Genomic DNA, 24,227 nt, shown 5'->3' with positions numbered 1-24,227 from the left:
CGACGCGTCAGCGCATCCGGCCGACGATGCCGGTGTCGTAGTCGCCGGAGAGGAACTCGTCGTTCTCCAGCAGCTCCGCGAAGAACGGCAGGTTGCACTTGGGACCGGCGACCTCGAAGGCCGCCACCGCCGCCCGCGCCCGCTCCACCGCCTCGGCCCGGTCAGCGCCGCTGACGATGAGCTTGGCCATCAGGCTGTCGTAGTGCGGGGTGACGGTGTTCCCCTCGGCGTAGCCGGAGTCCACCCGTACGCCCGCACCGGCCGGCTCCACCCAGGTCCGGATCACGCCGGGACCGGGGAAGAAGCGCTTCGGGTCCTCGGCGTTGATCCGCAGCTCGATGGCGTGCCCGCGCGGGGTGAGCGCCTCCGGGTCGAAGCCCGGGGCCAGCCCGGCGGCGACCCGCAGCTGCTCCTCGACCAGATCCAGGCCGTAGACGCACTCGGTGACCGGGTGCTCCACCTGGAGCCGGGTGTTCATCTCCAGGAAGAAGAACTCGCCCTCGCCGCCCTCGCCGGGCACGAAGAGGCACTCCACGGTGCCGGCGTTGCGGTAGCCGACGGCCTCGCCGGCCCGGACCGCCGCGTCGAGCAGCCGCTGCCGGGTCACCGGGGTCAGCGCCGGGGAGGGGGACTCCTCCACCAGCTTCTGGTTGCGCCGCTGCACCGAGCACTCCCGCTCACCGAGCGCCACCACGCGGCCGTCGGCCAGGCCGAGGATCTGCACCTCGATGTGGCGTACCCGGGGGAAGTAGCGCTCGATCAGCACCGAGCCGTCGCCGAACATCCGCTCGGCGAAGGCGCGGACCTTGTCGTACTCGGTACGCAGGGCCGCCTCGTCGGCGGCGACGGCCATGCCCATGCCGCCCCCGCCGGCGGCGGCCTTGACCATCACCGGGTAGCCGATGCCGGCCGCGGCGGTGAGGGCGGCCTCGACGTCGGCGGCCGGGTCCGCGGTCCCCGGCGCGACCGGCACCCCGGCCCGGGCCATCAGATTCCGGGCGTTGATCTTGTCGCCCATCGCCTCGATCGCCGTCGCGTCCGGCCCCACCCAGATCAGCCCGGCGTCGGCGACGCTGCGGGCGAACGCGGCGTTCTCGGAGAGGAAGCCGTAGCCGGGGTGGATCGCCGCGACGTTCGCCGTCTTCGCGGCCGCGAGGATCGCCTCCGGGTTGCGGTAGCTCTGCGCCGGGGCCGCCGCGCCGAGGCTGATTGCCTCATCGGCCTCGGCGACGAAGGGCAGGTCGGCGTCGGCATCGGAGTGGACGGCAACCGTACGCACCCCCAGCCGACGGGCCGTACGGATGATCCGGCGGGCGATCTCGCCCCGGTTCGCCACGAGCAGCGACTCGATCATGTGCACCTCTTTGTGCCTGCGATGGTGGTGGATCCCCAGCAGAACACGACCGATCGACGTTCAGGAACCCGGGTACGCCAGCAGCGCCGCCGACGCCGCCGCCCGCAGCAGCCGCGCCCGCCCCGCGGGCTCCACCTCACCGGCCAGGTACGGGGTGGAGTTCATCAGACCGAACGCCGCGTGCGCCAGCACCCGGCCCTGCGCGGCGGTCAGCCCCGGATGCAGCGCGGTCAGCACCGTCACCCACTCCTCGACGTAGAGCCGCTGCAGCCGCCGGATCTGCCGCCGCGGGCCGTCCGGCAACCGGTCCAGCTCGTGCATGTGCAGGGCGATCACGGCCGGGTTGGCGAGCGCGAAGTCGACATGGAACTCGACCAGCGACTCCAGGGCGGCCCGCGGGTCGCCCCGGTGGTCGGCCACCCGCTGCCGTCCGCCGGCCAGCAACTCCTCGCTCACCGGCGCCAGGGCCGCGACCAGCATCGCCTCCTTGCCGGCGAAGTGGTGGTACAGCGCCGGGCCGGTGACACCGGCGGCCGCGCCGATGTCGTCCATCGACACGCCGTGGTAACCGCCGGAGGCGAAGAGCCCCACCGCGATCTGCAGGATCTCGTCACGCCGCGAGCGGCGACGCCGGCCACCACCGGCCGCGCCGCCCGCCCCGGCGGGTGCCACCCGCTCGTCCACCGTCATCCGGTCAGCCTAAACCGCAGCTCAACGCGGGCGGGGGCAGCGCCAACCAGATGGGACGGCGGCTCAGCCCTCCTCGGTCAGCCCGTACCGCTGCCGCAGCTCCTCGGCCTCGGCCTCCCGCCCGCTCTCGGCCAGGGCCCGCGACAACATCCAGGCCGTCCGCGGCACCGCCGCCGACGACGTCGGCAGCGCGCCGAGCACGCTGCGCAGCAACGGCTCCGCCTCACCCGCCCGGTCGCTGCGCAGCAGCAGCTCACCGACGAGCATCTCCACCTGCAGCGCCTCACCGAACGCCTCGATGCCGCGCAGCCGGTCCGCCACGCCCGCCAGCCGGACCAGCGCCTCCTGCGGCCGCTCGGCCTCGACCAGCACCCGGGCGGCGGCGTCGGCGAGCATCGCCACCTCCCAGACGACCGCCGGCTCCTGTGCGAGCTCGCCGTCGAGCGCCGCGACGATCACGTCGGCCCGGTCGATCGCCGACGTCGCCACCGCCGGGTCACCCGACCAGAGCAGCGCCAGCGCCGCCCGCCGCCGGGCGCGCAGCTCGTCGACCGGCAGGTCCGCCAGCCGGTACGCCTCGGCGGCGGCGGTGAAACGCCCCGCTGCCAGCCCGTCGCGATCGCGGTCGTAGAGCACTGCCCCGGCCTCCTCCAGCACCTGCGCCCGCATCGGCAAATTGTCCGGGCTGTCGTAATTGGCAGCGAGCTGTTCCAGCAGCGTCAACGCGGGCTGCTCCTCGTCGAGCGCCAGATAGATCTGGCTCAGCAGATGCCGGCACTGGTCCGCCTCGTACTGCCGGCCCTGCCCGTCCAGCAGCAGAACCGCCTCCTCGGCCACCTCGGCCGCCTCGGCGAACCGCCCCGCCTGCCGGTACACGTCGGCCAGCTCCCAGCGCAGGAACGCCGCACCCTCGTGGTCGTCGCGTTCCACACAGAGGGCGACCACCTCCACGAAGTCGGCGACCGCCTCGCCGGCCCGGCCGTCGGCGACCAGCGCCCGGCCGCGCAGCAGCCGCGCCGGCAGCAGGTTCGCCCCCGACGCCGTCCGGACCGCCTCGTCGGCGAGCGCCACCGCCACCGACGCCTCGTCGGCGGTCCGCGCACACGCCAGGGCCGCCGCCACCAGGTAGTCCTCCACCCCGGCCTCGCGGCTCAACTCGAGCGCGACCCGCGCCGCTTCCGCGAACTCCGCCGGCCGGTCCATCTCCTCCAGCACCTGGGCACGGTGCAGCGCGATCCGGGTACGCAGATGGATCTCCCCGGCGGCCTCGGCGGCGGCCTGGGCCCGGTCCAGCTCCGCCAGCGCACCGGTCCTGTCGTGCTGCTCGTAGCGGGACATCGCCAGCCGGTCGTACGCGCCGGCGCGGACCGCGTCGCTGCCGTGGTCGGCAAGGAAGCCGGCCGCCTGCCGGGTCAGCGCCAGCCCCTCCTCGGCCTCACCGGTCAGGCAGAGCATCAGCCCGATGCGGCTGTTGACCACCGCCTCGCGTACCGGGTCACCGGCCTGGCGGTAACCGGCCACCGCCGCCCGGTTGGCGGCCATCGCCTCGGCCATCCGGCCGTCCCAGCTCAGCTCGGCTGCCCGCAGTTCCGTGCGCCGGGCCCGCAGCACGCCGGTCAGCTCCGACTCGGGGTACCGCGCGTCGAACGCGTCCAGCACCCGCTGCAGATCGTCGCGGCGCTCCGTGCGCCACTGCTCCTCGGCCAGGTCGAGCAGTTCCTGCGGGCCGGCGTCCGCCGGGATCGGCACCGGCGCCGCGGGCTGCGCGACCACGGGCGCGACCTCCTGCGGCCGGGGCGCGCGCAGGCTCGCCGAGAGCGGCAGGTGCTCCCCGATCGGCTCGGCCGACAGCTGTGCGGCCACCCGCTCGCTCTGCGCCGAGGTGCCGTTGCGCGCGTCGAAACGGGCGGCCAGACCGGTCGCCAGGTCACTCAGCTCGTCGGCGAGCGCCGCCACGGTCACCTCCCCGGCCGGCCGGTCCGCACCAGCACGGCGGTGCAGCGTCAGGTCACCGCGCCCGGCCGCGGTCAGCCGCCGCAGGAGCAGCCCCGCCCCTTCGGCGAACTGCATCGCCGCGGCCGGCGACGGCGCCCGGTCCAGCCAGTCCAGGTGCCGCTCGACGATCTCCAGGCCGCGGGCCTCGTTGCCGGTCCGGGCACAAAAGTCGACGTGCTCGCCGATGTCGCCCAGGTCCGCCAGGTTCGCCCGCACCCGCCGGTACGCGGTCCGGTGCGCCTCGCGGGCGGCGTCGCCGCGCCCGGTCCGCAGGTACGGCAGCAGCAGCGCGGTCAGCATCGCCTGCGGCTGCTCCACACAGGTGAGGCGGCCGGCCAGCACCGGCTCGGCCAGCGCGATCGCCTCCTCGTCGCGCCCCAGGTCGGCGAGGTAGCCCGCCTGCGCCGACGGGTCGCAGCCGGCGCAGTCGGAGAGGTCGTCGCGGGGGGTGGTGATCCAGAGCTCGTACCACTTCCGGGCGGCGTCGTCGTCACCGATGTGGCGGGCCACCCGGTGCCGCATCTTGTACACCGCCTGCAGGCTGTGCCCGGCGTCGCGGTAGCGGCGCTCCATGTCGTCGAGAACCCCGTACGCCCGCTCCAGCGGCACCTCGGGGAAGTTCAGCAGCGCGTGGACCATGTACTTGAAGTGCCAGAGCAGCGTGTGCGCGAAACGCTTGTGGTACGGCTGCGGATTGCGGTCGAAGTCAGCCAGGCACCAGGAGAAGGTGACGAAGGACTTCGCCGGCTCGCCGCCGTAGACGTACGCCTGGGTGGCGAGCATCCGGGCGGCGAAGGCCTCCTCGCCCTCCCCGGCGGCGTCGGCCCGTCGGATGAGCTGCTCGGCAGCGGCCATCTGGCCGGCGCCGTACGGCATCGATTCCACCTCGTGCAGCATGCGCCGGAGGTCGTCGGTGGCGGTCACTCGTTCTCCTGATCCGGTACGGCCCGGCCGAGCAGGCCGAGGAAAGAGTTGTTGAGCAGCGCGGCGTCGGCGGGCCGGATCGGGTGGTAGCCGAGCAGCAGCGCCTGGCCGTAGAGCGCCTCGACGGCGAGCCGTACCAGCTCCGGGTCACCGAGGGTGGTGACCCGGCGGACCAGGGGGTTGCGGTGGTTGAGCACCAGCTGCGGCCGGTCCGGCGGGCCGGAGGCGGCGAGCGCGTCGAGGACTCCGCCCCAGAGTTCGTCGGCCCGTTCCCGGGCTGCTTCGAGCTGGTCGGCGAAGAGCGCCGCACGGCTGACCAGGTAGAGCGCCGGCAGCGACACCGGGTCGTACGCCCGCACCACCACCTCGCAGCCGAGCCGGTCCAGGGCCGCCTGCGCGGCGCTGACGAAAGGGCGCAGCGCCAGCTCGGTCGCCGGGTCGACGGCGTCGAAGCGGGTGGTCAGGTCGGTCGGTTCGAGCCGTTCGACGAGAATCTGCCGGTCCACCGCCGGCAGCCGTTCGATCAGCTCCCGGTCGTAGGTGTAGCCGGCGTTGACGACCGCGAGGTCCTGGGCCGCGGCGACGGCCGCGAGCTGCCGGTACTCGTCGAGGGTCGCGGCGTAGCGGATCAGGCCGTGCCGGCGGCGGAACTCGGCGAGCGTGGCCGGGCCGGTGTTGGTCTCCATCGGCCACCAGCGTTCGACCAGCCGCAGCATCTCGTCGTCGTGCAGGGCCAGCGCCTTGACGCCGAGGTGGTGCACCTGGAGGAACTCGTACAGCCGCTGCGGCTGCTCGTCGGCGAGCCGGACCAGCCAGTCGCGCAACTGCTCGCCGAGGGCGTCCCGGGTCGCCGCGAGCAGACTGTCTGCGTAGAGCGCCTCCCGGCTGGCGGTGGGGCGCAGCTCGGTGGCGTCCACCACGCAGTGCGCGAAGAACGCCCACTCCGGCAGCAGGTCGTCGATGTTGTCGGCGAGCAGCATCCGCTTGAGGTAGACGCGGTGCCCGGCCCGCACGGCGGGGTTTACCGGGTTCGGTGCGACGAAGGCGACACCGGTCAGGCCGGCCTCGGGCACCGCAAGGTCGATGACGTCGAAGGGGGTGAAGCCGAGCTGTTCGCGGGCGTACCGGATCAGCTCCTCCCGCCGCTCGGCGGCGGTGCCGGCGCGGCGCTGCCAGGGCGGGGCGCCGACGGTTGTCTGTTCGCCGCCGACGCGGACGGTGACCGGCAGCAGGCTGCCGTAGTGGCGGGCGAGCTGGGTGACCGTGGAGGTGGTGACCCACTGCTCGGCGCCGCGGCGCGGCACCAGGATGAAGGTGGTGCCCGGCTCGGCGCGCTGCTCGGGCCCGGCAGCCGGCTCGACGGAGTAGCGGCCGTCGGAATGCCCGGTCCAGCGCACTGTCGGCCCGTCGCCGTGCCGGGTGAGCACCCGGATCTCGTCGGCGACGAGGAAACCGGAGAGCAGGCCGATGCCGAACTGGCCGAGGAACTCGTGCCGGCCGAAGCCGAGGACGTCGCGTTTGGAGCTGCGGCCGATGGTGGCGAGCAGTTCGTGGACCTGCTCCTCGGTCAGGCCGATGCCGGTGTCGTGCACGCGCAGGGTGCCGTCGCCGGTCAGCTCGGGCGGTTCGATCCGGATCAGGGCCGGCGCGGCCGGGTCGGCGGCGCGGCGGGCGGTGATCGCGTCCGCGGCGTTCTGCAGCAGCTCCCGCAGATAGACCCGGGGACTGCCGTAGAGATGATGACTGAGCAGGTCGACCATGCCGCGCAGATCGACCTGGAAAGCGCGGTCCACTTGATACCCCCGGTCCGGTGACGGCGCTCACCGTACCGGCTGGGTGCGACCCCGGGCGCAAGGCGGTACGACTGCTGTCCGCGGTGACCGGTCGGTCCCGGAACGTCCACCCGCCGGGGCCTGGTGGAGGGCCGCCGCGGCGGCCCTCCACTGTCGGCTCAGTGACCGCGGGCGATCCACTCCGCCAGGTGCGGCGCCTCCGCGCCGATGGTGGTGGAGTCCCCGTGCCCGGTGCGCACCACCGTCCCGGCCGGCAGGGTAAGCAGCCGGTCCCGGATCGAGGCCACGATGGTGCCGAAGTCGCTGAACGACCGGCCGGTGGCACCCGGGCCACCGCAGAAGAGGGTGTCGCCGGTGAAGACGGTCCCCAGCTCCGGCACGTGGAAGCTGCACGCGCCCGGGCTGTGGCCGGGGGTGTGCAGCACCCGCAGCGTCGTACCGCCCACGGTGATCTCCTGGCCGTCGGCGAGCTCGCCGTCGGGCGCGGTGTCCGGGTGGACCAGGTCCCAGACCACCCGGTCGGCGGGGTGCAGCAGCACCGGTGCCCCGGTTGCCCGGCTCAGCTCCGGCGCGACCCGGACGTGGTCGTCGTGGGCGTGGGTGGCGAGGATCGCCGTGACCCGGCGGTCGCCGACGACCTCGAGGATCGCCGCCACGTCGTGCGGGGCGTCGATCACCACGCACTCGTGGTCGTCGCCGAGCACCCAGACGTTGTTGTCGACGTCGAAGGTCTGCCCGTCCAGTGAGAAGGTCCCCGAGGTGACCGTCTGGTCGACGCGGGCGGCCATCAGAAGACCACCACCGAGCGGAGCACGTCGCCGTGGTGCATCCGGGCGAACGCCTCCTCGACCTGGTCCAGCGCGATCTCCTCGCTGACGAAGGCGTCCAGGTCGAGCCGGCCCTGCAGGTAGAGGTCGGTGAGCATCGGGAAGTCGCGGCTGGGCAGGCAGTCGCCGTACCAGCTGGACTTGAGCGACCCGCCGCGGCCGAAGACGTCCAGCAGCGGCAGTTCGACGGTCATCTCCGGGGTCGGGACGCCGACCAGCACGACGGTGCCGGCCAGGTCACGGGCGTAGAAGGCCTGCTTCCAGGTCTCCGGCCGCCCCACCGCGTCGATCACCACGTCGGCGCCGTTGCCGCCGGTGAGCGCCTGGATCGCCTCGACCACGTCCTGCTGGGAGGCGTCGACGGTGTGGGTGGCGCCGAACTTGCGGGCCAGGTCGAGTTTGCGGGCGTCGGTGTCGACCGCGATGATCGTCGTCGCCCCGGCGAGCGCGGCCCCGGCGACGGCGGCGTCGCCGACCCCACCGCAGCCGATCACCGCGACCGAGTCGCCCCGGGTCACCTGGCCGGTGTTCATGGCGGCGCCCAGGCCGGCCATCACGCCGCAGCCGAGCAGGCCGACGGCGGCCGGACGGGCCGCCGGGTCGACCTTGGTGCACTGCCCGGCGTGCACGAGGGTCTTCTCGGCGAACGCCCCGATGCCCAGCGCCGGGGTCAGTTCGGTGCCGTCGGTCAGGGTCATCTTCTGGGCGGCGTTGTGGGTGGCGAAGCAGTACCAGGGCTCGCCGCGCCGGCAGGCCCGGCAGTCGCCGCAGACGGCCCGCCAGTTGAGCACCACGAAGTCACCGGGGGCCACGTCGGTGACGCCCTCGCCGACCTGCTCGACGATTCCGGCGGCCTCGTGCCCCAGCAGGAACGGGTAGTCGTCGTTGATCCCGCCCTCGCGGTAGTGCAGGTCGGTGTGACAGACACCGCACGCCTGTACGCGTACGACGGCCTCGCCCGGTCCCGGGTCGGGCACCACGATGGTGACGACCTCGACCGGCGCGCCCTTGGCCCGCGAAATGACTCCCTTGACCTGTTGACTCACGCTGCACCCCTGTTCGATTCGGCGATGGTGAAGATCCCTCCTGTGACGCTACGCCGGGACGGGTTTCATCGACCAGACGACGTTGCCGCAGCACAGAGGGCCCGCCCTTCCCGCTGCGGCCGGCGCACGGCCGCAGCGGGAGGGGCGCAGCGGGGGGCTGACTCAGCCCTTGAGCGAGCCGGGCTCTTCGCCCTGGACCACAGGTGCCCGCACCAGGTTGCCCCACTCGGTCCAGGAGCCGTCGTAGTTGCGGACCTTGTCGTAGCCGAGCAGGTAGCGCAGCACGAACCAGGTGTGGCTGGAGCGCTCGCCGATGCGGCAGTAGGCGATCACGTCGTCGTCGGGCGCCAGCCCGAGCTGGTCGGCGTAGATGGCGCGCAGTTCGTCGGCGGACTTGAAGGTGCCGTCGTCGTTGGCCGCGGACTTCCAGGGCTTGCTCACCGCGCCCGGGATGTGGCCGCCGCGCAGCGCCCCCTCCTGCGGGTAGTCCGGCATGTGCAGCATCGCGCCGCTGTACTCGCCGGGCGAGCGGACGTCGACCAGCGGGCGCCCGGCCCGGACGTGGTCGAGGACCTCCTCGCGGAAGGCCCGGATCGGGGCGTCGTCGCGGACCGGCACCGGATAGTCGGCGCGGGCGCGCTTCGGCGCCTCGCGGGTCATCTCCCGGCCCTGCGCCACCCACTTCTGCCGGCCGCCGTCGAGCAGCCGGACGTCGGAGTGTCCGAAGAGGGTGAAGACCCAGAGCGCGTACGCGGCCCACCAGTTGAAGTTGTCGCCGTAGAAGACGACGGTGCTGTCGCGGCCGATGCCCTTGGCGGCGCAGAGTTCGGCGAAACGCTCGGCGTCGAGGTAGTCGCGGGTCAGCTGGTCGTTGAGCTCCAGGTGCCAGTCGATCTTGACGGCGCCGGGGATGTGCCCGGTCTCGTAGAGCAGCACGTCCTCGTCGCACTCGACGACGACGAGACCCGGGTCGTCGAGGTGCTCGGCCAGCCACTCGGTGGTGACCAGGCGCTCAGGCTGCGCGTAGGAGGCGAGTTCGGGACTGGGATCGGTGGAAACTGGCATGATCCCAAACTACGCCGCGGGCAGTTCGTCGTCCCACACTCGCCCGCACCCGTCCCACGTCCCGGCGTCCTCAGGCGCGCCGGTGCACCAGGCGTCCCGCCAGCACCGTGACCTGGCAGGCCCCGTCGGCGCGCAGGACGACGAAGTCCGCCCGCTGGCCGGCGGCGAGCGCCGGCGCCGGCCCGCCGTCGACCACCGGCAGCCCGATCCGGTCGGCCGCGGCCCGCAGCGCCGGGTCGGTCACCTGGCCGGTGGTGACCGCGGTCACGCCGAGTCCGAGCAGGGCGTGCACCCGCTCCCGAGGGGTCGGCGCCTCGGGCAGGGGCGTGTCACGCAGCACACCCGGGGCGAGGACGCCGGCCCAGTGCCGCACCCGCGCCCCCGGGTACGCCTCGGTCAGCTGGTCGGCGTCGCCGACGGCGAGGATCCGGTCGCCGGAGACCAGGACCGCCCCGGGCCCGCCGGCAGCGGCGTCGAGGCGGCGGCGCAGCTGCGGTGCGGTGTGGAGAGTCAGCATCAGTCGGTCAGCGGCGACAGCGTCGGACGCTTGGCGGTGACGGTGTCCCCGGAGGAGCGGCCGGTGAGCCGCCGCTTGACCCAGGGCGCCAGGTGCTTGCCGGCCCAGCGCAGGTCGGCGGTGCGGGCCGAGAGCCAGGGCGTCGGCTCGGGGTGCGGGGGAACCAGCAGCCACTCCTCGTCGCAGCCGACGCCGAGCGCGGTCAGCACCTGCGCGGCGACCCGGCGGTGCCCGGCGGGCGACAGGTGCAGCCGGTCCGGTCCCCACAGGAGCGGATTGAGGAAGGTGTCGTCGGAGTAGAGGTCCACCAGGATCGCGCCGTGCTTCTGCGCGGCCTCCCCGACCACGGTGTTCATCTGGACCACCTTGGGCGTGACCCAGCGGTTGCCGGGAAGCCGGGCCATCACGTTGGCGTAGCGGAAGAGCACCACGTCGGTGCCGCCGGCGCGCATCTCGGCCACCGCCGTGTCGAGCCGCCGCGCGATCGCCGCGATGTCCAGTCCGGGCCGGAGCGCGTCGTTGCCACCGGCCGCGAAGCTGATCAGGTCCGGCTTCATCTCCAGGGCCACCGGCACCTGGTCGTCGACGACGTGCCCGAAGAGCTTGCCGCGAATGGCGAGATTGGCGTACCCGAAGTCCGGGCCGGCTTCGGCCGCGAGCCGGGTGGCGACCAGATCCGCCCAGCCCCGGTAGGTGCCGTCGGGGTACGGATCGTCCATGCCCTCACTGAAGCTGTCCCCGACAGCCACGTAACTGCGCCAGCGCACCCGTGTTCTCCCTCGCTCACCCTGCGTCGATCAGTTTTACCTTGCCGCGGGCAACTACCGCAGCCGCTCGCACCGCGAGTGGCGCAACTCCCAACCGGCCACCCGGCCTTCGGTACGTCCACAGTGCCCGTGCGGCGCGTCAGGGCGGACATCGACCAGGGTTGCCGTAAGGGTGTAACGGGAAGACAGTGGGGTACGGATCGCTGGGCAGTCGCAGAACTTGGAAGGGCTCTCATGAACGGTTACCGGGTCAGCGATGTGATGACCAAGAACGTGATCTACCTGCCGGCCGAGACCCGGATCGACGAGGCCGCCCGCGCGATGCGCGACGCGGACATCGGCGATGTCGTGGTCACCGAGGGGGCTGAGCTGATCGGCATGGTCACCGACCGGGACATCGTCGTCCGGGCGGTCGCCGAGAAGCGCAGCCCCGACAGCACCACGATCGGCTCGATCACCACCCGCGAAGTGGTGATGATCGAACAGAACTGCCACGTCACCGAGGCCGCCAACCTGATGCGGGAACGGGGCGTACGCCGGGTGCTGGTCTGCGACGCCGAACGGCAGCTCGTCGGCATCGTCTCCCTCGGCGACCTCGCGCTGCGACTGGACCCCAACTCCGCACTCGGTGAAATCGCCGCACAGAGCGCGGACCGCTGACCCGCACGTCGGCGGCGGAGTTCGGGCCGACGGGGCCCGGATCGGCGGGCCCGAGCCGGTCAGGGCCGGGATCGGTGGTGGGCCTGAGCCGGTCAGGGCTGGGGTCGGTGGTGGGCGCGGGCCGCTGGGCGGAGCCGCCGGAGGGTGCCCGGCGGCCCCGGTAGCCTGGACTCATGTCCGCGCCCACGATGCCCCCCAAGCTCGCCGAGATCGTCGACGACTTCGCCTCCGCACCCCGCGAGGTCGTCCTGGAGATGCTGCTGGAGTTCTCCGACGCGATGCCGCCACTGCCGGCCGAGATGGACCGGGAGGGCATGGAGCAGGTCGTGGAGTGCCAGACCCCGTTCTTCCTGCGCGCCGAGGTTGCCGACGGGACCGTGCGGACCTGGTTCGACTGCCCGCCGGAGTCGCCGACGACCCGGGCCTTCGCCGGCATCCTCGCCGAAGGACTGGCCGGGGCGAGCCCGGAGGAGGTGCTGGCGGTGCCGGAGGACATCTACCAGCGGATGGGGCTCGCGCAGGCGATCAGCCCGCTGCGGATCCGCGGCGGCATCGCGATCCTCGGCCGTCTCAAGCGCCAGGTCCGCGAGCAGCTCGCCTGACCGCAGCGCCACCGGCACACCGGCTGAGCTGCGGCCGGGCGATGTTTCACGTGCAACAACATCGACGTACGCCGAAGGCTCCGGCCCGGCTTGGGTCTTGCCTCCGTGGTTCGGGCGTGGGCGGCCGGAGGCGTCGGCTCACCCGTCGGCCGTTGGCGTCACTGGACGGGCTTGGCCAGATCCGGGACGACCTCGGCGTTCGGCAGTGCGGCGAGCGCCGTCCCCGGCAGCACGATCTTGCTGCCCCGGATCCCCGAGCCGATCACCACGTGCGGCACGGCCACGACCCGCGGGTCCACCAGCACCGACCAGTCGGCGGGCAGCCCGATCGGGGTGATCCCGCCGTACTCCATGCCGGTGGCGCTGACCGCGTCGTCCATCGGGGCGAAGCTGCACTTGCGTACGCCGAGGTGGCGGCGGACGACGCTGTTGACGTCGGCGCGGGTGGTGGCGAGCACGACGCAGGCCGCGTAGCGAACCTCGCCCTCCCGCTTGCCGGCGACGATCACGCAGTTGACGGTCTCCTCCGGCGACACCTCGTACGCCTCGCAGAAGGCGGCGGTGTCCGAGAGCGCGGCGTCGATCGGCGCGACCAGCACCTGATCGGCGTCGACCGGCGCGTCGGCGGGCCAGGCGTCGAGGGCCGCCGCGACCGAGGGCGCGAGCAGGTCGGGACGGGTCCGGGCGGTTTCGGTCTTCAAGGTCCCCAGCATGCCGCGATTTTCGCACCGGCAAGGCCCTGGTCGTGGTCGGCCCACGGTTTGTCCCAGACCCACGGCGGTCTGACCACTCCCTCCGGAGCTAACCGGTGCGCGGCACGACCCGGCCGGCGAGTGCCGCGCCGGTCAGCGCCAGGAGCACCGCCAGCCCGAATCCGGCGAGGAAGGTGCTCCGCGCCGGCGCCGCCGCACCCGCCAGGAGCGCGCCGCCGAAGGCGAGCACCACCGCGTTGAAGATCGACTCGGAGAGCTGCAGCGATGAGCTGTTGCGTCCTTTCTCGTCCGGCGCGGAAAGCTCCAGCGTCAGCACCGAGAGGCCCGGGTACGTCAGCCCCATCCCCAGCGCGGCGAGCCCCCAGCCGGCCATCATCACCGCCACCGGCATCCAGGGCAGCAGAACGGCCGCCACCAGCATGCCGCCGACAGCGACCAGCAGTAGTCCCGCTCGTGGCAGGGTCGCCCGCGACCGCGGTGGCCGCATCCGTCCCTGCAGCCAGGAGCCGACCGACCAGAAGACGGCGCCGACGGTCAGCGCCAGTCCCGCCTGCGCCGGTTCGAAGCCGCGTTCGTGCGTGAGCAGCAGCGGAATGAACGCCTCCGCACCGAAGAACGCCGCCCCCGCCAGGCCGCGCAGCACGATCACCGTGGGCAGTCCGCGCGCCGCGCGCAGGAACCCCGGCGGCATCAGCCGCGGCACGCAGACCAGCAGCGACACCAGCGCCACCGTGACACCGACGACCGCGAGGGCGCCGCGCTGCTGCCCCCCGTAGTGCAGCAGCGCGGCCCCGACCGCAGCGCCGGCCGCCCAGCCGATCCGCGCCCGCGCGTCCGCCGGCACCCGCTCCCGTACGGGCGCGCCGGCTCGCCGCAGCGCCGGCAGGACCAGCAGCACCGCCGGCACCGCGAGCAGCGGCACGAGCAGGAAGACCCAGCGCCAGCCGACGTACGCGACGATCAGGCCGGCCAGGGCGGGGCCGACCAGCGCGGGCACCACCCAGGCCGCCGCGAAGGCCGCGAAGATCCGCGGGTGCAGCGCCTCCGGGTACGCCTTGGCGACCAGCACGTAGAGCGCCACCGAGAGCATCCCGGAGCCGAAACCCTGGATCGCCCGGCCGGCGACGACGAGCTCCATCACGGGTGCCGTGCCGGCGATCACCAGGCCGGTGACGAACCAGCCGACGCCGTACAGGATGGGGCGGGCGGGTCCGCGGGCGTCGCACCAGATGCCGGAGGCGACGAACCCCAGGACGGCGGCGGCGAAGGGCGCGGCGAAGGCGATGGCGTAGAGGGGGATGCCGTCGAGGGCCGCGGCGACGGTCGGCATCGCGGTGCCGACGGCGAGCGCTTCGAAGGCGAACAGCGCGACGAGCGCGACGGCGCCGATGGTGAGCGCCCGGTACGCCGGCGAGAAGAGGCTTTCCCGGCCTGTGCGTGGGGCGGGCGATGGTGTGAGGGTGGCGCTCATGGCGGCAGCCTCCTATGTCAACCCTGCTTGAAGTCAAGTGCCACCGACCGCATCCACCGATAGTGCTTGACGTCACCGCCTCCACCTGTATATTCAACCTATCGGTTGATTAACCAAGTGGTTGAGAGCAGGGGATGGCGACAGATCCGGTCAGCATGGTCTTCGCGGCACTCGCCGACCCGACCCGGCGGGCGATCCTGTCCCGCCTCGCGGAGGGCGACGCGACGGTCAACGAGTTGGCGCAGCCCTTCCCGGTGAGCCTCCAGGCCATCTCCAAGCACCTCAAGGTGCTGGAGCGCGCCGGCCTGATCACCCGCACCCGCGATGCCCAGTGGCGCCGCTGCCGGCTCGACCCGGAACCACTGCGCGAAGTCGCCCAGTGGGTCGAGCAGTACCGGCGGTTCTGGGAGAACCGTTACGACAGGTTGGACGAGTACCTCAACGAGTTGAAGGAGCAAGGGAAATGACCCAGGCCCAGGACCTCACCGTCGAACTCTCCGGTGACCACGAGATCGTCATGTCGCGCGCCTTCGACGCGCCGCGCGAGCTGGTCTTCGCCGTGCACACCCAGCCCGAGCACCTCGCGCACTGGTGGGGGCGGGGCAACCCGCTCGACATCGAGATGGACTTCCGGGTCGGCGGCACGTACCGCTTCGTCGAGCACGCCGACGGCGACGCGCACGGCTTCCGCGGCGAGTTCCGTGAGATCGACGCCCCGCACCGGCTCGTGCAGACCTTCGAGTGGGAGGGCATGCCCGGTCACATCGCCGTCGAGACGCACGTCTTCGACGAGCGCGACGGCCAGACGGTCGTCACCACCACGACCCGCTTCGACACCAGGGAGGACCGCGACGGCATGGCGCAGTCCGGCATGGAGGCCGGCGCCCGCCAGTCCTACGCGGCCCTGGACACCTACCTGAAGACGCTCATCTGATCCAGGCCCGACGACAGGACGCACGCGGAGGTCTGCGGTCGCGCAGACCTCCGCGCCTCGTCCGGCAGCGCCATTGACCTGAAGTGCACTTGATGTACTTCAGTGCAGGAATGAACATCTCCGTTTCTCCGGCGCATGCCCCCGCCGCCGACGTCGAACGCCTGATCAGCCTGGTGGCGATGGTCGAACACACCCAGCGCACCGAGGACGTCGACGGCTTCCTCGTCCTCTTCGACCCCGACGCCGTCTGGATCACCGGCGGCGGCCGACGCCTGATCGGCCGCGAGGCGATCGCCACCTTCACCCGCGCGGTGCTGCCCGGCGCGATGACCGGCGGCTCCGTGCGTTACGACGTCGCCCACATCCGGTTCATCACGCCGGACGTCGCCCTGACCAGCGTCGACCAGGAGTACCTCACCGCCGACGGCACGCCCTTGACTCCCCGGCAACTCGGCCGGCCAACGTACGTCTGGCGGCGTCAGGGCACGGACTGGCTGATCACCTCGGGCCAGAACACCACCTTCGTACCGGACTGATCGCCGCAGGTCGTGTCGATTCACCCGCGACGGGATCGCACACACCAGCCCCGCCAGATGGTCCGGCCGACGACGGGCGCCCTCACCGGCTCGCCGGGGCGAGCCGGAAGACCGGCCAGCCGATTTCCGTACGCCACCGGCCGGGCTCTTCGGTGTCGCGGGGCCCGACCCGGTACGTCTCGTGGACCGGCCCCGCCACGCCGAGCGCATGTTCGACGACCCAGGCGCCGAGGCGGCCGTACGTGACGCCGATGTCGTCATGGGCTCCCGAGTGGATGGTGACGGCGAGCTCGACCGCCGGCAGTTCACGCACCTCGACCCGGCCGACGGCACGCGGCGTGCGGACCAGCCGGTAGACGACCATCTCCCCGGCGTCGGCGGTGAAGAGTTCATTGGCGTAGCACCCGCCCGGCGGCCCGGTCCGCTCGTCCGGCGCGAAGGCGGCGTCCAGTTCGGCCATCGCTGCGCCGTACCAGGTCAGGACGTCCTCGCCCGCGACGTGGCCGCTGATCGCGGCGACGGTCCGGGCGGGCTCGGAGCGCAGCTCCACCGACAGGCCGGCGGGGTCGGGGCGGACCAGCCGGCGCAGGGAGACCACGGCCGCGCGGGTCCGGTCCAGCTCCTCCTCCAGCCGCCGCAGATGCCCCTCGACCACCTCGGCGCGCCGCTGCGGATCGTCGGTGGTGAGGATCGACCGCACCTCCGCCAGGGGCACGTCGAGCCCGCGGAGCCGGTGGATGACCTGCGCGGTGGGGATCTGCTCGGGCCGGTAGTAGCGGTAGCCGGTGAACGGGTCGACCGTCGCCGGCTCCAGCAGCCCCGCCTCGTGGTAGCGGCGCAGCGTCCGCACACTCAACTGGGTCACGGTGGCGAACTCGCCGATGGTCAGGCCCGAACGCATGCGTGCCAGTCTGCCTGCCTTGACCCTCCCCCCGCGGGAGACCCGAGGGTGAAGGCATGAACGCCACCGACGTCCCGTGGGACGAACTGCCGGCCACGATCACCGCGTACCTCACCGCCCACCGGACCCACGACGTGGAGGCCGCCGTCGCGACCTTCACCTCCGACGCCACCGTCACCGACGAGGGCCGTACGCACCGGGGCCACGACGAGATCCGCGCCTGGCTGTCCCGTACGAGCAGCGAGTACACGTACACCACCACGTTCATCGGCGCGACGGTGAACGGCGCCGACGTCGACGTGCGGCAGCGCCTCGAAGGCAACTTCCCCGGCGGCGTGGTCGACCTGCACTACCGCTTCACCCTGCACGGCGACCTGATCGCCAGGCTGGCAATCGCGCCCTGACCGCGCCGCTCCTGCTCGTGGGCGGCACCGCCGACACCCACTGGAACGGCGACGTCGCGCGCCGACTTTCACCCCACGTGCTGGAGGTGCCCGGGGCCGACCACGGCATGTACGTCCCCGGGCCGCTCGCCGACTCGATCGCCGTGCTCGGCCGCATCGTGGTCGCCGTCGAGGAGTTCCTTGACGCGATCGACTGGCCCGGCTGAGACCAGCCCACCCAGGGGAGAGCGGCTTTTCTGTTCGCGTCGGCGACGCAGCCGGCGCGGGGCGGCTGCTCAGATGCCCGAGGTCTGCGCGATCAACTGGACGAGCACCAGCGTCGTCCCTTCCTCCGGCTCGACGCACGCGGCTCGCACCAGGTAGGTGCCGCCAGCCGTGTCGACGGCAAGCGGCTGTTCGTCGTCCAGTTCGTCCCCGGCGTACGCGGAGTCGAAGAGCTGCGCCGGTCCGCCGGTCGTCCAGGTGCCCGCGTCTTCCCAGTCTGCGGTCTCCACGGCTTTCGGGACGAGGCGGATGACGTCATCCTCGGAGTCGGCGCAGATCCACCGGACAAAGAGCCGCTGCTCCGGCAGGTACGTCGTCGACGCCGGTTCGTCACCCAGGACGAGCACCTGGCCGTCACCGGCTGCCAGGCAACCGGCGTAGCCGTCGATCAGACAGGCGCGGCCGTAGTCGCCCCAGCTGTCCAGGTCGTCCGGATCGAAGTCTGGGGACGCGCCCGTCCATTCAGCGAGTATCGCCACCGGTACGAGGACGAGCGGCCCGCCGCCCGACTCGACCCACGGCAGCCGGCTCCGTGGCTCCCGCCCGCCGGTCGTCTGAGCGTGCATCCCGGTGCTGGTCACGTCTTCGTCCACGGCTGCCGGGCGTTCGGGTGTGGGAGTCACGGCTGATACTAGCGCCGGGCCGAGAAGGAACCGCTCTGCTCCGCGAGGGATCAGGTGGCGACAGGATCCCGGCCGCGCAGCGCGTCGCGCAGAGCCGCGCCGACTGCGGCATAGAGCGCCACGCCCGAGCCGACCCCGGCTACCAGCCCTACGGTCGCGGCGGTGCCGCCGAGCGCGTAGACAAGGAAACCGGCGAGACCGAGGAGGGTCATTGCCGCCCCGAGCCAGTGATAGAGCGGCATCCGCCAGATCCAGGCGAGCCCGAAGAAGTGCACGCCGACCACCAGCGCCACCCAGGCCACCGACACCGCCGTACGGTGCAGGACGTTGTTGATCACGGCCAGGCCGCCGAAGAGCGCCACCGCTTCCAGCGCGAGGATGAGCCAGTAGCGCCGGTTCATGTAGCCGGGTGCCGGCGCGAATGCCGCAGGCGGTGCCTGACGCACCACGAGCACGAGCCCGACCAGGAGCATCACGGCCACGACCAGCCCGGCCGCGCGAATGACGAGGGGCCACGGCCCTGGCAGGCCGGCGCTGTTGACCAGTACGAAGACGGCCCCGAACGTGATGGCGACCATCGATCCGACCACGATGCCCGAAGGTTGCGTCCTGCGCTGCGCCGTCGTCATGCGTCGGACCCTACCGACACCACGCCAGCAACGCTGATTGATCTTTGCGCCCACCCACCCCGACGGCGGCCGCTTCCGCAGCATCGTGGCCGAAGCCAACCGGGAAAGCGCCACTCTTTCCTGATGTGCGGCATCCAGGGCAGCGGCAAAACCATCTGGGCCCGACGGTTGGAAGCAGACTCCAATGAGCGGACAGCTCCTACTACCGGGCCTCGGCGAACCGTGCTGAGCCCGCCGGCTCCGCCGAAAACGGATGGCGCCAGGCCGCTCCTTGGGTTTGGGTGCGGACATGAGCATCATGGTGAGCACCCCGAGCGTGGGTGAGATGTCACGAGCGGTCGACGCGCTCAAGCGGTCGCAGTACGACGGAGGCCCGCTGCATCTGCACCCCGGCGATCTCGGCTGGCACTCGCTCAACGGCGTCGAAGCCACTGCCGCTGCCATCCGCATGTGGTCGCGGGACGGGGAGGTTCTCGCGGTCGGGCTGCTGGACGGCCCTGAGCTGGTGCGCATGGCCGTCGCTCCTCAGTGGCGCGATGACGAGGCACTGGCCCACCGGCTCGCCGCCGATCTGGACGACCCGGCACGCGGTGTCCTGCCGCCCGACGGCGCGACCGTCGAAGCCCGAGGTGCGAAACTGCTCACCCAGTTGCTGGTAAAACGGAGTTGGGAGCCAGCCGAGGTGTGGACAACCTTCCACCGAGGCCTCTCGGACCCGGTGGAGGACTGCGGTCTGCGCATCGAGACGATCGAGCCCGATCGCGCGCAGGTATGGGTCGCCGTGCACTGGTCCGCGTTCCGCGGCTCGCCCTTCACCGATGCCGACCGACGCAGCCGGGTCGGACGCTGGCTCGCCATGGCCGGTGGCCCGTTCTACGGCGACGGACGCTTCCTCGCCGCATTCGACGCCAACGACGACGCCGTGGCAGTGGCGGCCGTGTGGTCAGCCGGCCCCGGGCGGCCGGGACTGCTGGAACCGATGGGCGTCCACCGCAGCCACCGAGGCCACGGGTACGGCACAGCGATCACGCTTGCCGCCGCTGCGACCCTTCGCAACATGGGTTCGTCCAGCGCGAGTGTGTGCGTGGAAAGCTCCAACATCGCCGCCGTTGCCACCTACGCCTCGGCCGGCTTCACGCCGTCAGCTCAGGTGGCCGATCTGCACCGCGGGCCCCGCTGAGGTCGTCGTCTTTCCACCCCCACCCTTTACCGATCGGTACAGAAGTCTGCTACGGTTAGTCCCGTACCGAGCGGTACAAAAAATGGGAAGGGTTCGCGCCGACTGGCCTGCCCACGTGTAGGCAGACCGGTCGGCACCAACAAAAGGATGATGATCATGAGCTCTGTTGCGACGCGTTCGGGTATGTCGACCGAGGAACTGCGCGACTTCTACCTGCGGTACGTCGAGCTGGCGAACAAGCGCGAGTTCGCCCAGATGGCCGACTTCGCCCACGAAGAGGTGATCATGAACGGCACCCCGGTCAAGATGGCCGACATGGTGGCCGAGTTCTACAAGCACATCGACGCGGTGCCGGATCTCCACTGGGAGATCCAGGACCTCGTTGTCGAGGGCGACCGGGTGGCCGCCCGCCTCATTGACACCGGAACCCCGGTCAGGGAGTGGAACGGCCTGACCCCCACCGGAAAGTCGGTGACGATCACCGAGACCGCCTTCTACCGGATCGAGGACGGCCGGTTCAAGCACATGTCGTACCTGATGGACATCGACGCGGCGCGGCGCCAGCTCGCCGCCTGACCCGGCACGCCGGCCGTGGGGGATGCGGCCGGCTCGCCTTCCGTCCCGATCCTCTACGGGCCGGGGCGGAGGGCTCCGGAGGCCACCTCGCTGACCGCACCGGCCCGCGTCCGCCACTCGGACGGAGGCGGCAACGTCAGACAGATGCCAGAGACCGCGACCAGGCGACCTCCCGGCCAAGCTGACCAGTCTGCCGAAACAGACGCACTTGATGCGTGTCCGCGAGTGCGTGGACGAGCTCGTCCCGGTCAGCGGACTCGAATCCCAAGCTCTGCCAGAACGGCCCGGAGCGACGGCTGAACAACCACGCCGTCGTGGCGCCCTCCGCCGCCGCGCGCACCAACGCGAAACGCGCCAGCGCGCTGCCGTGCCCACGTGATCGGTGCGACGGGCTCACCGCGACGCTCCGGATCAACGCATGCCGCCCATCAGCGCTGATCTCATAGCCCGTGCTGCCGACCACCTCGCCGCGCTCGTCGCGCTCGATCCACAGCCGCACACTGGGCGCATCCAGGCCGCTTAGCGTCAGATCGACTTCGTTCAAGAAGCCGGTCAAGGCCTCTACATCTGACGCGCGACACCGCTCAAGATCCACTCCACCAGTCAACCGTGCCCTGAAGGGGCCAAGGTCAACCGGGAAAAGTGCTGGTGGAGCCGAGGGGACTCGAACCCCTAACCCCTGCCTTGCAAAGATCAAGCCTGCTGTCAGCCGACGTCGGTGACTGCTGCGGACCTGCTCACCCTGTCGCTCACCGTCGGTCTCGGGCTGGGTCCGTCAGTCGGCTTGGCTGTACGGATGGCTGTACAGCCACACGGTCTAGGAAGTCTGGTCATGATGGGCAGTCGGATGCCTACGACCTGGTCTGACCTGCATCGCCAAGCTAGCCGGCACCCTAAGCAGTTGACCGCCGTTCACCCTCGACCGCCGTCGCGTTTGCGCCTAGAACCTACAGTGGCGGATGTGAATAAGGCACCCGCGCCCAAAGCTGAGGAGATTGCGCTAAGCCTCAGGCAGCCCTCGGCCACCGTGACGCTTAAGTGGTCGGTAGTGGCATTTGCCAGCTCCTCAGTGGCCCTGTCCGCTATCGGAACTCTTGTCGTAATCGCCTGGTACAAAAATGTCGATGGCTTGTCGACGATCGCCCTATTGTTGGCCATTCTGGCGTTCATTCTGCAGATCGTCGTCTTCATCGCTCAGTCTTGGACATCGGGTCAACAAATGGTGCAGAGCCAGGCAATCAACGCCGACACGAGAGCCCTGCTGGGCGAACTGCGCGAAAGCACCAATAACACAAATCAAATGCTTAATCAGCAATACGACAAGATGCTGAACCGCTTCCTATTCACTGCCGAGAAAACCGTTGGCGCAAGCGCAGGAGGCGCAGATAGGATCGACTTTGAGAAGCTTCGGGAGCGCCTACAGGAGAACTTGAGTCAGGTGAGAGCCGAGGTTATGCATGCACCGACTACACCATATAGGGCCGCACCCCGTACACCATCAGCCCAACAAAAGCGCATAAGCAGGAGACTTCAGACTCTCCCGAAAGATCCTAGCGCGCTAGATTCGCACCTAGAAATACTGGAAAAGCTGTCGCCCGCCGCACTGGCAGCCTTGCGTGACCTTGGCCGTGACTTCATCACCAGCACAAGGAGCGGAACCTATGTCGGATACCCCGAAGAGTGGATGGACAAGGCTAGCGAGCTTTACGAATCGGACCTCGGACGCGAGTCCGTCAGCCCGGATGGCGAGCCAATCATCGTCCTCACTTCGCTAGGGCTTGACGTAGCACGAATCGTTGTGTCCAACGAAGATGGACCAGAGGGCTTGCGTGAGAGAATCAGTAAGTTGCGGAAGATCTCGCGGGAGGAGGAATCAAGTAGCGACGCATAGTTACCAATCTCATCTGCCGCCGACCCTCACCACCAGAAAGCCGGTTCGGCAATTACGTGCCTCTGCTACGTCCAGCAGCCATAGGAAACAGTGCCCGGCGCCACGGGTACAGGCGCGCAGGCAACGCAGGTGGCGGCATTGCTGCCACTCGACTTAGGAAGTGTGGTCACGGACGGAGTCCGCTCGGCAAACCGTGTGACCGGGAATACGACGGGGAGGAGCTGCTGTGGCATTCGGTTGGAATGAACTCGGTGCCCTTGGGTCATTCGTAGGCGGGATCGCCACAAGTCTTGCCTTCGGCGGCACCCTGTGGATCTTGTTGCGCGAAGGAAGGCAAATCCGCGAGGCCGATCAAAGGCGAGATGAAGAGCGGCGGGATGATGAACGCCGACAGGCTCGCTTGGTCTACGCGAGGTTGGACGCCGCCCCTCCCTTCGAAGCGGGTCAGGATCTCCCGCAAGAGGCGTCCGCAGGTCGAAGCGAGGTCTACGTCCGGGTCTTCAATCACAGTGATCAGCCCATATGGGATGTCAAGGTTCCCGTCCCTGGCCGGGAAGCCCGCCCGCTGCTCTACGAGCGTGTCGACCCGCATAGTTCTGAGCTGAACGGATGGCTAGATGCTCCTGCCGATTGGCATCTCATGAACGTTGGCGCGGGGTGCCCTGGGACACCACACTGGATTCCTCTGGATGTCGTCTTCGTCGACAACGCTGGCCGCCGGTGGCGCAGGTCCGGACGCTCTGAGCCGATCAGGCTAACGGATGCCGAAGAACTCTACCCGTTGCTCGCGGAGTAAGCGGTCACTTGCGCCCTGCTCCTGGCAACCGTTACTGGCGCGCAGATGGCACGCTTACCGGCTATGAACGCAGTCACATCCGCAACGCCTGTTTTCGGCACCAGCTCTGACGCCTTGGTCACGCCGAGCATGGTAATTGCCCTGGCAGCCCTGGCGTTTACTGTCATCTCGTTCTGGTGGATGAACGTCCGCCGCGGCTCACTGAGGTTGCATCGCCCACATTCCTATGCCGCCTCTGTCGACCCCGAAGACATGGACATCAACCTGCCGCTGGTGTTTCATAACGATGGGGCAGCACCGATCATCATTCAGGATCTCCGGTTACGGCTGGAACGGCCCCCAGGGGAAGCCCCTCAAAAAATCGGCAACATCGTAGATCGGCCATCAGAAGGGCTGGATGCACCGGAACCCTTGCCGATGACCGTGTTGTGGCGGGGGACAAGGCCCCACCTGCGCCCCGCCGACGGCGGGCGTCAGCTTCCTGCCGTCTTTCCCGTGCCCGGCAGGACGGCTGTCACAGTGTTCGTTGAATTTGGCAACGAGCGCGAGCCGAACAAGCCGCCGCTGAACTGGATCGGAGGGCCCTGCACCGCCACGGTTGAGGTGAAGATGTCGCACCGCGAACGGTGGATCGGCCTTTTGACGTTCGACTTGCACACCGAGATTATTGATGATTCGGCGTACATCGTCTGGGCAAACGATCCGAACTGGCGTCCGTGAGGCCTTTGTTCGTTTCAACAAGCGACCCTGAGTTAAAGCGGATCTCCTCGTCGGGCAGTCTCCGACCTTCCGGCCTCCCCGGGCGGGGACAAGGTGGAGCGCCCTACTGGACGAACGACCTTGGCCCCGCCCGGGGAGGCTGGTAGCCCTTGTGGTGCCCGGCGAGGTGATCCGCGGCGGCATCTCCGGGGAGGGCCGGGGTTCGGGGCGGAGCCCCGAGGTCTTCAAAGCCCCTGGAATCCACATGCGTTTGCCGCCCGGTCCGGCCGATGCCGGCCGGAGGTCGCCAGCAGGCCGAGGCCGGGCGGCGGGGGGCCCCAAGCCGGCCCCCCGGAGTTTTATTAAAATA

Annotated in this window: 27 protein-coding genes; 11 read left to right on the top strand and 16 right to left on the bottom strand. The window is 70.7% G+C overall.

All coding sequences use genetic code 11. The annotated features are described in order from the left end of the window. Positions 1 to 7: 7 nt before the first annotated feature. The 9 genes from ACK8GG_RS00135 to ACK8GG_RS00095 form a co-directional block, all read right to left on the bottom strand. Positions 8 to 1,354, bottom strand: a complete 1,347-nt coding sequence (locus tag ACK8GG_RS00135; protein WP_440355227.1) for an acetyl-CoA carboxylase biotin carboxylase subunit — start codon at positions 1,352 to 1,354, stop codon at positions 8 to 10. A 60-nt stretch (positions 1,355 to 1,414) separates the two neighbouring features. Then, positions 1,415 to 2,044, bottom strand: coding sequence for a TetR/AcrR family transcriptional regulator (locus tag ACK8GG_RS00130; RefSeq protein WP_440351341.1), 630 nt, complete (start codon positions 2,042 to 2,044; stop codon positions 1,415 to 1,417). Positions 2,045 to 2,107: 63 nt separating this feature from the next. Beyond that, positions 2,108 to 4,963 (bottom strand): tetratricopeptide repeat protein, encoded by a 2,856-nt coding sequence (locus ACK8GG_RS00125; RefSeq protein ID WP_440351340.1) that lies wholly within the window; start codon positions 4,961 to 4,963, stop codon positions 2,108 to 2,110. After that, positions 4,960 to 6,756: an HSP90 family protein gene (locus ACK8GG_RS00120; protein WP_440351339.1), complete on the bottom strand. Its 1,797-nt coding sequence runs from the start codon at positions 6,754 to 6,756 to the stop codon at positions 4,960 to 4,962. The genes ACK8GG_RS00125 and ACK8GG_RS00120 overlap by 4 nt, the downstream gene beginning before the upstream one ends. A gap of 158 nt (positions 6,757 to 6,914) precedes the next feature. Then, positions 6,915 to 7,544 carry an MBL fold metallo-hydrolase gene (locus ACK8GG_RS00115; RefSeq protein ID WP_440351338.1) on the bottom strand — a complete coding sequence of 210 codons (630 nt, stop codon included), beginning with the start codon at positions 7,542 to 7,544 and terminating at the stop codon, positions 6,915 to 6,917. Beyond that, on the bottom strand, positions 7,544 to 8,629 hold the full coding sequence (locus tag ACK8GG_RS00110; RefSeq protein WP_440351337.1) for an S-(hydroxymethyl)mycothiol dehydrogenase: 1,086 nt from the start codon (positions 8,627 to 8,629) through the stop codon (positions 7,544 to 7,546). The genes ACK8GG_RS00115 and ACK8GG_RS00110 overlap by 1 nt, the downstream gene beginning before the upstream one ends. Before the next feature lie 162 nt (positions 8,630 to 8,791). Beyond that, positions 8,792 to 9,694, bottom strand: coding sequence for a sulfurtransferase (locus tag ACK8GG_RS00105; protein WP_440355226.1), 903 nt, complete (start codon positions 9,692 to 9,694; stop codon positions 8,792 to 8,794). Between the two features lie 70 nt (positions 9,695 to 9,764). Continuing rightward, on the bottom strand, positions 9,765 to 10,211 hold the full coding sequence (locus ACK8GG_RS00100) for an imidazolonepropionase-like domain-containing protein (RefSeq protein ID WP_440355225.1): 447 nt from the start codon (positions 10,209 to 10,211) through the stop codon (positions 9,765 to 9,767). Beyond that, a complete protein-coding gene (locus tag ACK8GG_RS00095; protein ID WP_440355224.1) occupies positions 10,211 to 10,978 on the bottom strand; it encodes an SGNH/GDSL hydrolase family protein in 768 nt (255 codons plus the stop codon). Before ACK8GG_RS00095 ends, ACK8GG_RS00100 begins: the two co-directional genes overlap by 1 nt. A gap of 234 nt (positions 10,979 to 11,212) precedes the next feature. On the opposite strand from ACK8GG_RS00095, the gene ACK8GG_RS00090 reads away from it, so the two are divergent. Beyond that, positions 11,213 to 11,638, top strand: coding sequence for a CBS domain-containing protein (locus ACK8GG_RS00090; protein WP_440351333.1), 426 nt, complete (start codon positions 11,213 to 11,215; stop codon positions 11,636 to 11,638). A gap of 173 nt (positions 11,639 to 11,811) precedes the next feature. After that, the gene (locus ACK8GG_RS00085; RefSeq protein WP_440351332.1) at positions 11,812 to 12,240 is read left to right on the top strand and encodes a SufE family protein; all 429 of its coding nucleotides are present in this window, start codon (positions 11,812 to 11,814) and stop codon (positions 12,238 to 12,240) included. A gap of 158 nt (positions 12,241 to 12,398) precedes the next feature. Here ACK8GG_RS00085 and ACK8GG_RS00080 read toward each other — a convergent pair whose 3' ends face one another. Further along, positions 12,399 to 12,950 (bottom strand): YbaK/EbsC family protein, encoded by a 552-nt coding sequence (locus ACK8GG_RS00080; protein WP_440355666.1) that lies wholly within the window; start codon positions 12,948 to 12,950, stop codon positions 12,399 to 12,401. A 91-nt stretch (positions 12,951 to 13,041) separates the two neighbouring features. Beyond that, positions 13,042 to 14,424, bottom strand: coding sequence for an MFS transporter (locus ACK8GG_RS00075; RefSeq protein ID WP_440355223.1), 1,383 nt, complete (start codon positions 14,422 to 14,424; stop codon positions 13,042 to 13,044). A gap of 134 nt (positions 14,425 to 14,558) precedes the next feature. Here ACK8GG_RS00075 and ACK8GG_RS00070 point away from each other — a divergent pair, with 134 nt between their 5' ends. The 3 genes from ACK8GG_RS00070 (at position 14,559) to ACK8GG_RS00060 (ending at position 15,894) form a co-directional block, all read left to right on the top strand. Next, positions 14,559 to 14,891 (top strand): ArsR/SmtB family transcription factor, encoded by a 333-nt coding sequence (locus ACK8GG_RS00070; protein ID WP_440351330.1) that lies wholly within the window; start codon positions 14,559 to 14,561, stop codon positions 14,889 to 14,891. Then, a complete protein-coding gene (locus ACK8GG_RS00065; protein ID WP_440354565.1) occupies positions 14,888 to 15,358 on the top strand; it encodes an SRPBCC family protein in 471 nt (156 codons plus the stop codon). The genes ACK8GG_RS00070 and ACK8GG_RS00065 overlap by 4 nt, the downstream gene beginning before the upstream one ends. A gap of 110 nt (positions 15,359 to 15,468) precedes the next feature. Further along, a complete protein-coding gene (locus ACK8GG_RS00060) occupies positions 15,469 to 15,894 on the top strand; it encodes an SgcJ/EcaC family oxidoreductase (RefSeq protein WP_440351328.1) in 426 nt (141 codons plus the stop codon). Positions 15,895 to 15,976: 82 nt separating this feature from the next. Here ACK8GG_RS00060 and ACK8GG_RS00055 read toward each other — a convergent pair whose 3' ends face one another. Further along, entirely contained in the window at positions 15,977 to 16,795 is an 819-nt protein-coding gene (locus tag ACK8GG_RS00055) for a MerR family transcriptional regulator (RefSeq protein WP_440355222.1), read from the bottom strand. Positions 16,796 to 16,851: 56 nt separating this feature from the next. Between ACK8GG_RS00055 and ACK8GG_RS00050 the strand changes: the two genes are divergently transcribed. Continuing rightward, positions 16,852 to 17,199, top strand: coding sequence for a nuclear transport factor 2 family protein (locus ACK8GG_RS00050; protein ID WP_440355221.1), 348 nt, complete (start codon positions 16,852 to 16,854; stop codon positions 17,197 to 17,199). A gap of 17 nt (positions 17,200 to 17,216) precedes the next feature. Further along, positions 17,217 to 17,405, top strand: a complete 189-nt coding sequence (locus tag ACK8GG_RS00045; RefSeq protein WP_440351325.1) for a hypothetical protein — start codon at positions 17,217 to 17,219, stop codon at positions 17,403 to 17,405. A 69-nt stretch (positions 17,406 to 17,474) separates the two neighbouring features. Here ACK8GG_RS00045 and ACK8GG_RS00040 read toward each other — a convergent pair whose 3' ends face one another. Both ACK8GG_RS00040 and ACK8GG_RS00035 read right to left on the bottom strand, forming a co-directional pair. Continuing rightward, positions 17,475 to 18,029: an Imm21 family immunity protein gene (locus tag ACK8GG_RS00040; protein ID WP_440355665.1), complete on the bottom strand. Its 555-nt coding sequence runs from the start codon at positions 18,027 to 18,029 to the stop codon at positions 17,475 to 17,477. Between the two features lie 107 nt (positions 18,030 to 18,136). Next, a complete protein-coding gene (locus ACK8GG_RS00035) occupies positions 18,137 to 18,715 on the bottom strand; it encodes a hypothetical protein (RefSeq protein ID WP_440351323.1) in 579 nt (192 codons plus the stop codon). Between the two features lie 289 nt (positions 18,716 to 19,004). Here ACK8GG_RS00035 and ACK8GG_RS00030 point away from each other — a divergent pair, with 289 nt between their 5' ends. Then, a complete protein-coding gene (locus tag ACK8GG_RS00030) occupies positions 19,005 to 19,895 on the top strand; it encodes a GNAT family N-acetyltransferase (RefSeq protein ID WP_440351322.1) in 891 nt (296 codons plus the stop codon). Positions 19,896 to 20,051: 156 nt separating this feature from the next. Then, positions 20,052 to 20,471 (top strand): ester cyclase, encoded by a 420-nt coding sequence (locus tag ACK8GG_RS00025; protein WP_440355220.1) that lies wholly within the window; start codon positions 20,052 to 20,054, stop codon positions 20,469 to 20,471. A 136-nt stretch (positions 20,472 to 20,607) separates the two neighbouring features. Here the strand turns inward: ACK8GG_RS00025 and ACK8GG_RS00020 are convergent, their stop codons facing one another. Continuing rightward, positions 20,608 to 21,027 (bottom strand): GNAT family N-acetyltransferase, encoded by a 420-nt coding sequence (locus ACK8GG_RS00020; protein WP_440355219.1) that lies wholly within the window; start codon positions 21,025 to 21,027, stop codon positions 20,608 to 20,610. 405 nt (positions 21,028 to 21,432) lie between these two features. Here ACK8GG_RS00020 and ACK8GG_RS00015 point away from each other — a divergent pair, with 405 nt between their 5' ends. Further along, a complete protein-coding gene (locus ACK8GG_RS00015) occupies positions 21,433 to 22,362 on the top strand; it encodes a hypothetical protein (protein ID WP_440355218.1) in 930 nt (309 codons plus the stop codon). Between the two features lie 262 nt (positions 22,363 to 22,624). On the opposite strand, the gene ACK8GG_RS00010 is transcribed toward ACK8GG_RS00015, so the two are convergent. Beyond that, positions 22,625 to 22,954, bottom strand: coding sequence for a hypothetical protein (locus ACK8GG_RS00010; RefSeq protein ID WP_440355217.1), 330 nt, complete (start codon positions 22,952 to 22,954; stop codon positions 22,625 to 22,627). Positions 22,955 to 23,221: 267 nt separating this feature from the next. Between ACK8GG_RS00010 and ACK8GG_RS00005 the strand changes: the two genes are divergently transcribed. Further along, positions 23,222 to 23,878, top strand: a complete 657-nt coding sequence (locus ACK8GG_RS00005) for a hypothetical protein (protein WP_440355216.1) — start codon at positions 23,222 to 23,224, stop codon at positions 23,876 to 23,878. Positions 23,879 to 24,227 lie beyond the last annotated feature (349 nt).

The sequence above is a fragment of the Melissospora conviva genome (assembly GCF_049523535.1).
Taxonomy (GTDB): domain Bacteria; phylum Actinomycetota; class Actinomycetes; order Mycobacteriales; family Micromonosporaceae; genus Melissospora; species Melissospora conviva.
The sequence above is the reverse complement of the archived record's forward strand: the minus strand, read 5'-3'. Positions and strand labels throughout refer to the sequence as shown.